Here is an 8,058-nt window from a genome sequence, read left to right as displayed (position 1 = left end):
ACGGCCTGGTCAACAACGCGGGCATCGCCACCGGCCAGTTCCTGGAGCACGAGAGCGTCGAGCACTTCCGCCGGGTCGTCGAGATCAACCTGGTCGGCGTCTTCATCGGCATCAAGACCGCGATCCCGCTGCTGCGCGCGGGCGGCGGCGGCTCCATCGTCAACATCTCCTCCGCCGCCGGCCTCACCGGCCTCGCCCTGACCGCCGGCTACGGGGCCTCGAAGTGGGGCGTGCGCGGACTGTCGAAGATCGGCGCGGTCGAGCTCGCCGAATCCCGGATCCGCGTCAACTCCGTCCACCCCGGCATGACGCTCACCCCGATGACCGCCCCGGTCGGTATCCAGGCGGGCGAGGGCAACTACCCCGGCGCCCCGATGGGCCGCGTCGGCCTCCCCGAGGAGATCGCCGCCGCCGTCGCCTTCCTCCTCTCGGACGCCGCCGGCTACATCACCGGCGCGGAACTGGCCGTGGACGGCGGCTGGACGGCGGGCCTCACGGTGAAGCACCTCACCGGGCAGTAGCACCGGGCACCCGGCCCTCACCGGCGGCGCCCGGCGGCGCTGAGGCAGAGCACCCCCGGCCGTAACGCGGGGCGGCGGCCGCCGTAACACCCGCGTCGCATGGTGGGGCGCATGCACACCCCGGGAGCCGCACCGGCCGACACAGCCTCCTCCGACACCGCCCCCTCCGACGGCGCCGCTTCCGACGCCGTCACCGCCACGCACTGCCCGTACTGCGCGCTGCAATGCGGGATGAACCTGCGCCCCGAACCGGGCGGAGCCGGCGTGGTGGTGGAGGAGCGGGCCGACTTTCCCGTGAACCGGGGCGCGCTGTGCGGCAAGGGCCGCAGCGCCCCCGCCGTGCTCTCCTCCCGGGTGCGCCTGACCGAGCCGCTCGTCCGCACCCACGCCGGGCGGCTGGAGCCGGCCACCTGGGAGGAGGCCCTCGACGCCGTCGCCGAGGGGCTCGCGCGTACGCGGCGTACGCACGGGGCCGACGCGGTCGGGGTGTTCGGCGGCGGCGGGCTGACGAACGAGAAGGCCTACGCCCTCGGGAAGTTCGCCCGCGTCGCCCTTCGGACCTCGCAGATCGACTACAACGGCCGGTTCTGCATGTCCTCGGCCGCCGCCGCGCACCAGCGGGCCTTCGGACTCGACCGGGGGCTGCCCTTCCCGCTGGAGGACATCCCCCGGACCGGCTGCGTCATCCTCGTCGGCTCCAACCCGGCCGAGACCATGCCGCCCGCCCTGCGCTTCTTCCGGGAACTGCGCGAGAACGGCGGCACGCTGATCGTGGTGGACCCGCGCCGCACGCGGACCGCCGAGCAGGCCGACCTGCACCTCGCCCCCCGCCCCGGCACGGACCTGGCGCTCGCCCTCGGCCTGCTCCACCTCGTGGTGGCGGGCGGGCACACGGACGAGGAGTTCATCGCCGGGCGCACCAGTGGCTGGGAGGAGGCCCGCGCGGGGGCCATGGCCCACTGGCCGGAGCTGGTCGAGCGCATCACCGGCGTGCCGGTGCCCAAACTCCGCGAAGCGGTACGGATGTTCTGCGCCCCGGAGTCCGCGATGGTGCTCACCGCGCGCGGCCCCGAGCAGCAGTCCAAGGGCACCGACACCGTCGGCGCCTGGATCAACCTCTGCCTCGCCACCGGCCGCGCCGGCCGCCCGCTCTCCGGCTACGGGTGCCTCACCGGCCAGGGCAACGGCCAGGGCGGCCGCGAACACGGCCAGAAGGCCGACCAGCTCCCCGGCTACCGCAAGCTGACCGACCCGGCGGCGCGGGCCCACGTGGCCGAGGTCTGGGGCATCGACCCCGACGACCTCCCCGGACCGGGCCGCAGCGCCTACGAACTCCTCGACGCGCTGGGTTCCGACGTGAAGGCGCTCCTCCTGATGGGCTCCAACCCGGTGGTCTCCGCCCCCCGGGCCGCCCATGTCGAGGAGCGCATCCGCTCCCTGGACTTCCTGGCCGTCGCCGACGTCGTCCTGTCCGAGACCGCGGCGCTCGCGGACGTGGTCCTGCCCGTCACCCAGTGGGCCGAGGAGACCGGCACCACCACCAACCTGGAGGGCCGCGTCCTGCTGCGCCGCAGGGCCCTGACCCCGCCGCCGGGCGTCCGCACCGACCTGGAGGTCCTGCACGGCCTGGCCTCCCGGCTGGGCATGCCGAAGGCCTTCCCGACCGCGCCCGAAGAGGTCTTCGACGAACTGCGCCGTGCCTCCGCGGGCGGCCCGGCGGACTACTCGGGCATCAGCTACGCCCGCATCGAAGCCGAACAGGGAGTCTTCTGGCCCTGCCCGGCGGACCCGCCGCCGGGGGAGACCTCCCCGGGGGAGAGCCACCCGGGGAAGGCCGACCCCGGGGAGACCCACCCCGGCACCCCGCGCCTCTTCCTCGACCGCTTCGCCACCGAGGACGGCCGGGCCCGCTTCGTCCCCGTCGCCCACCGCGACGCCGCCGAGATGCCGGACGCCGAGTACCCGTTGCTGCTCACCACCGGCCGGGTCGTCGCCCAGTACCAGTCGGGCGCGCAGACCCGCCGGGTGGACGAGCTGAACGAAGCCGCCCCGGGCCCCTTCGTGGAACTCCACCCCCGCCTCGCGGCCCGCATCGGCGCGGTCGACGGCGCCCCCCTCGCGGTCACCTCCCGCCGCGGCCGCGCGGTGGCCCCGGCCCGCATCACCGACACCATCCGCGCGGACACGGTCTTCATGCCCTTCCACTGGCCGGGCGAGGGCCGCGCGAACACCCTGACCAACCCGGCCCTGGACCCGGTGTCCCGGATGCCGGAGTTCAAGGTCTGCGCGGTCCGCGTGGAACCGGCTTAGCCGGTCCCGGAGTCGGGGGCGTCGGACATGCGTCCGATCCGCATCGGGGTTCTCGTCAGGGGGTAACCATGGGTCACGCACCGGACTCAGAAAGTGCTCGCACGCCCCTCGTGGCAGCGATGTGTCGTACCCCACACTGAGGTGCGGTGCCCCCGTCCTCGGAGCCCTGTGGAGGTCGCCCCCGTGCAGACCCAGAGCTTGACCGTCAGCGTCAGCCCGCCCCGGAACGCCGCCGCGCGGGCCGAAGCCGCAGCCGGCGAAGAGCCGGAGGCCGACGCCGTGGACGAGGAGGAACCGCCGCCCCCGGAGCTGATCCTGCAGGTGCCCGCGCAGCGCAAACGCGCTGGTGCCGGCTCCGGAGGGGCGGGGCCGTCCGCCGACCTCTTCCGGCAGTACCTGCGCGAGATAGGCCGGATCCCGCTGCTCACCGCGGCCGAGGAAGTCGAACTCGCGCGGCGCGTGGAAGCGGGGCTGTTCGCCGAGGAGAAGCTCGGCAGCGGGGCCGCGCTCGATCTGCAGCTCACCCTCGACCTGGACAAGCTCGTCGTCATGGGCCGCATGGCCAAGCGCCGCCTCATCGAGTCGAACCTGCGCCTCGTCGTCTCCGTCGCCAAGCGCTACGTGGGCCGCGGGCTCACCATGCTCGACCTGGTCCAGGAGGGGAACCTCGGACTGATCCGGGCCGTCGAGAAGTTCGACTACGCCCGCGGCTACAAGTTCTCCACCTACGCCACCTGGTGGATCCGCCAGGCCATGTCCCGGGCCCTCGCCGACCAGGCCCGGACCATCCGCGTACCCGTCCACGTCGTCGAGCTGATCAACCGCGTCGTGCGCGTCCAGCGCCGCATGCTCCAGGAGCGCGGGTACGAGCCCACCGCCGAAGAGGTCGCCGCGCACCTTGAGCTGACCCCCGAGCGGGTCCTGGAAGTGCTGCGCCTGGCCCAGGAACCGGTCTCGCTGCACGCCCCCGTCGGCGAGGAGGACGACGTCGCGCTCGGCGACCTCATCGAGGACGGCGATGCCACCTCGCCGATGGAGTCGGCCGCCTTCTTCCTGCTCCGCGAGCACCTGGAGGCGGTCCTCTCGACCCTCGGCGAACGCGAGCGCAAGGTCGTGCAGCTGCGCTACGGGCTCGCCGACGGGCGGCCGCGCACGCTGGAGGAGATCGGGCGGATCTTCGGGGTGACCCGCGAGCGGATCCGGCAGATCGAGTCCAAGACCCTCGGCAAACTGCGCGACCACGCCTTCGCTGACCAGCTCCGCGGCTATCTCGACTGAGTACGGGCGTACGGGCGTACGGGCGTACGCGAGCACGGGCGTACGCGAGCACGGGAAAGGGGGCGCCCGAAAGGCGCCCCCCGACCCACTCGTCCCGCTAGTCGACCTCGGCCACCGCCTGCGCGAACTGCGCCGCGTACAGCCGCGCGTACGCGCCCGCCGACCCCAGCAGCTCCTCGTGCGTGCCCTGCTCCACGATCGAGCCGCTCTCCATGACCAGGATCAGGTCCGCGTCGCGGATCGTGGACAGCCGGTGCGCGATCACGAAGGACGTACGGCCGTGCGCGAGGCGCGCCATCGCCTTCTGGATCAGCACCTCGGTACGGGTGTCCACCGAGCTCGTCGCCTCGTCGAGCACCAGGATCACCGGGTCGGACAGGAACGCCCGCGCGATGGTGATCAGCTGCTTCTCGCCCGCGCTGACGCCCGCGCCCTCGTCGTCCAGCACCGTGTCGTAGCCGTCGGGCAGGGTGCGGATGAACCGGTCCGCGTGCGCCGCCCGCGCGGCCGCCTCGACCTCCTCGCGCGTCACCTCGCGCGAAGCGCCGTAGGCGATGTTCTCCGCGATGGTGCCGCCGAACAGCCAGGTGTCCTGGAGCACCATGCCGATGCCGCCGCGCAGTTCCTCGCGGGTCATCTTCGCGATGTCCACGCCGTCGAGGGCGATCTCGCCGCCCGTGACTTCGTAGAACCGCATCAGCAGGTTGACCAGCGTGGTCTTGCCGGCCCCGGTCGGGCCGACGATCGCGACCGTCTGCCCCGGCTCGACCGTGAGCGAGAGGTTCTCGATCAGCGGCTTGTCGCGCTCGTAGCGGAAGGCGACCTTGTCGAAGGTGACCTGTCCGACCAGCGCTTCGGGACGCTCCGGAACCTCGGCGTCCGGCTCCTGCTCCTCGGCGTCCAGCAGCTCGTACACGCGCTCGGCCGACGCGACGCCGGACTGCACCAGGTTCGCCATGGAGGCGACCTGGGTCAGCGGCATCGAGAACTGGCGCGAGTACTGGATGAAGGCCTGGACGTCACCGATCGACAGGGTGCCGGACGCCACCCGCAGACCGCCGACGACCGCGACGAGCACGTAGTTGATGTTCGAGATGAACAGCATCACCGGCTGCATGATCCCGCTGACCAGCTGCGCCTTGAACGAGGCCCGGTACAGCGCCTCGTTCTGCTCGGCGAAGAGCTCCGCGGACTCCTTCTGCCGGCCGAAGACCTTGACCAGGGTGTGGCCCGAGTACATCTCCTCGACGTGCGCGTTCAGGGCGCCCGTGGACTTCCACTGCGCCACGAACTGCGGCTGCGACTTCTTGCCGATCTTCGCGGCCACGTAAGCCGAGACCGGGATGGTCACGAGCGCCACCAGCGCGAGCAGCGGCGAGATCCAGAACATCATCGCGAGCACGCCGACGATCGTCAGCAGCGAGTTGAGCAGCTGACCCATCGTCTGCTGGAGCGTCTGCCCGATGTTGTCGATGTCGTTCGTGGCCCGGCTGAGCACCTCGCCGCGCTTCTGCGAGTCGAAGTACGACAGCGGCAGCCGCGACAGCTTCGCCTGGAGCGCCTCGCGCATCCGGTACACGGTGCCGTTCATGATGTGGTTCGACAGCCGCGTCGCGACCAGCATCAGCAGACCGGCGAGCGTGAAGACGGCCAGCGCCCACAGCGCCACCATCCCGACGGCCCCGAAGTCGATGCCCTTGCCCGGGGTGAAGTCGGTGCCGGACAGCATGTCCGCCATCCCGCCCTGGCCCTTGGCGCGCATCGCCTCCAGCGCCTGCTCCTTGGTGGCGCCGGGCGGCAGCTGCTGCCCCACTTCCCGGCCGACGATCCCCGCGAAGACGAGGTCGGTGGCCTCGCCGAGGATCTTCGGGCCGGTCACCGAAGCGGCGACGCTGCCGACGACCGCGAGGACCATGCCCCACAGCTTGGCCCGGTCGTGCGCCAGCTCGCGCAGCAACCGCTTGCCCGAGTCCTTGAAGTTCATGGACCGCGTCGTCGGCGGTCCCATCATCATGCGTCCTCCGGGACCGCTCACGCCGCCTCCGCCTCCGTCAGCTGGGAGAGCACGATCTCCCGGTAGGTCTCATTGCCGGCCATCAGTTCGTGATGGCGTCCTTCGCCCACGACCTGTCCTTCGTCCAGGACCACGATCCGGTCGGCGTCGCGGATCGTGGAGACCCGCTGGGCGACGATGACCACGGTCGCGTCCTCGGTCTCGCGGGCGAGCGCGGAGCGCAGCGCCGCGTCCGTCGCGTAGTCCAGGGCCGAGAAGGAGTCGTCGAAGAGGTAGATCTCCGGGCGCTGTACGAGCGTGCGCGCGATCGCGAGCCGCTGGCGCTGGCCGCCGGAGACGTTGGTCCCGCCCTGGGCGATGGGCGCGTCGAGCCCGCCCTCCAGCTCGGAGACGAAGCCCTTGGCCTGCGCCACCTCCAGCGCGTGCCACAGCTCTTCGTCGGTGGCGTCGGGGCGCCCGTAGCGCAGGTTCGTCGCGACCGTCCCGGAGAACAGGTACGGCTTCTGCGGGACCATGCCGACCGTCTTGGCGAGCAGCTCGGGGTCGAGACGGCGTACGTCCTCGCCGTCCACGAGCACCTCCCCGCCCGTCGCGTCGAACAGCCGGGGGACCAGGCCCAGCAGCGTGGACTTGCCGCTGCCGGTGGAGCCGATCACGGCGGTGGTCTCGCCGGGGCGGGCCACCAGGTCGACCCCGCGCAGTACGGGGGCCTCGGCGCCCGGGTAGCGGAAGTCGGCGCCGCGCAGCTCGAGGCGGCCGTGGCGGAGCAGCTTGCGGACGGGATCGGTGGGCGGGACCACGCTGGAGTCGGTGTCCAGGACCTCCTGGACGCGCTCCGCGCAGACCTCGGCGCGCGGCACCATCATGAACATGAAGGTGGCCATCATCACGGCCATGACGATCTGCATCAGGTAGGCGAGGAAGGCCGTCAGCTGGCCGATCTCCATGCCGCCGCTGTCGATGCGCATGGCGCCGAACCAGATGACGGCGACGCTGGAGATGTTCACGACCACGATCACCGTCGGGAACATCAGCGCGAGCAGCTTGCCGGCCGCCAGCGAGACGCCGGTGAGGTCGGCGTTGGCCTCGCGGAAGCGGTCCTTCTCGTAGTCGTCGCGGATGAAGGCGCGGATCACCCGGTTGCCCGTGATCTGCTCGCGCAGGACCCGGTTCACGGTGTCCAGGCGCGTCTGCATCGCCCGGAAGAGCGGCCGCGTCTTCAGGACGATCGCGCCGACCGACAGGCCGAGCACGGGGACGACGGCGAGGAGCACGCCCGACAGCTTCACGTCGAGCGAGAGCGCCATGAAGATGCCGCCGACGCACATGATCGGAGCCGAGACCATCAAGGTGAAGGTCATCAGCACGAGCATCTGGATCTGCTGCACGTCGTTCGTCGTGCGGGTGATCAGCGAGGGTGCGCCGAAGTGGCCGAGCTCGCGCGCCGAGAAGCTCTGCACGCGGTCGAAGACGGAGGCCCGGACGTCGCGGCCGAAGGCGGCGGCGGTGCGGGCGCCGTAGTAGACGGCGCCGACGTTGCAGACGAGCTGCACCAGCGAGACGCCGAGCATCAGCGCGCCGAAGCGCAGGATGTAGCCCGTGTCGCCGTTGACGACACCGTTGTCGATGATGTCGGCGTTCAGCGTGGGCAAGTAGAGGCTCGCACTGGTCTGCAGCAGTTGCAGCAGCACCAGCACGGCGATCGGTTTCCGGTACGGACGGAGGTGGGTCCGCAGAAGTCGTATGAGCACGCGCAGGCTCCGGTCGGCATGATCGAGGGGGGTTCACCCCATCTTCGGCCAACCGGATGCCCCAACCCCAACGGTTTTCGCAAAGCCCGGTCAAAAGGAGTACCCGGGCGTAGGAACAGCGTCCTACGCCCGGCACGCCCCTTACGCCCCGCGCGCCCCGCACGCGTCCCCGGTCGCCGCGCCG

General features: G+C 71.7%; 5 protein-coding genes. 3 read left to right on the top strand and 2 right to left on the bottom strand.

The annotated features are described in order from the left end of the window. From J7E97_RS02630 to J7E97_RS02620, 3 genes are all read left to right on the top strand, one after another. A partial coding sequence (locus tag J7E97_RS02630; protein ID WP_215021742.1) for an SDR family oxidoreductase occupies positions 1–521 on the top strand: 521 nt, incomplete at its 5' end. Between the two features lie 111 nt (positions 522–632). Further along, the gene (locus tag J7E97_RS02625) at positions 633–2,831 is read left to right on the top strand and encodes a molybdopterin oxidoreductase family protein (protein ID WP_215021739.1); all 2,199 of its coding nucleotides are present in this window, start codon (positions 633–635) and stop codon (positions 2,829–2,831) included. A 93-nt stretch (positions 2,832–2,924) separates the two neighbouring features. Further along, positions 2,925–4,109 carry an RNA polymerase sigma factor gene (locus J7E97_RS02620; RefSeq protein ID WP_374224103.1) on the top strand — a complete coding sequence of 395 codons (1,185 nt, stop codon included), beginning with the start codon at positions 2,925–2,927 and terminating at the stop codon, positions 4,107–4,109. Between the two features lie 97 nt (positions 4,110–4,206). Here J7E97_RS02620 and J7E97_RS02615 read toward each other — a convergent pair whose 3' ends face one another. Next, positions 4,207–6,144, bottom strand: a complete 1,938-nt coding sequence (locus J7E97_RS02615; RefSeq protein ID WP_308346254.1) for an ABC transporter ATP-binding protein — start codon at positions 6,142–6,144, stop codon at positions 4,207–4,209. Then, a complete protein-coding gene (locus tag J7E97_RS02610) occupies positions 6,141–7,874 on the bottom strand; it encodes an ABC transporter ATP-binding protein (RefSeq protein WP_215021733.1) in 1,734 nt (577 codons plus the stop codon). The genes J7E97_RS02615 and J7E97_RS02610 overlap by 4 nt, the downstream gene beginning before the upstream one ends. Between the last annotated feature and the right edge of the window lie 184 nt (positions 7,875–8,058).

Origin of the sequence: Streptomyces sp. ISL-66, assembly GCF_018614135.1 — a bacterium.
GTDB lineage: Bacteria > Actinomycetota > Actinomycetes > Streptomycetales > Streptomycetaceae > Streptomyces.
This window is presented reverse-complemented; position numbering and strand designations above follow the sequence as displayed.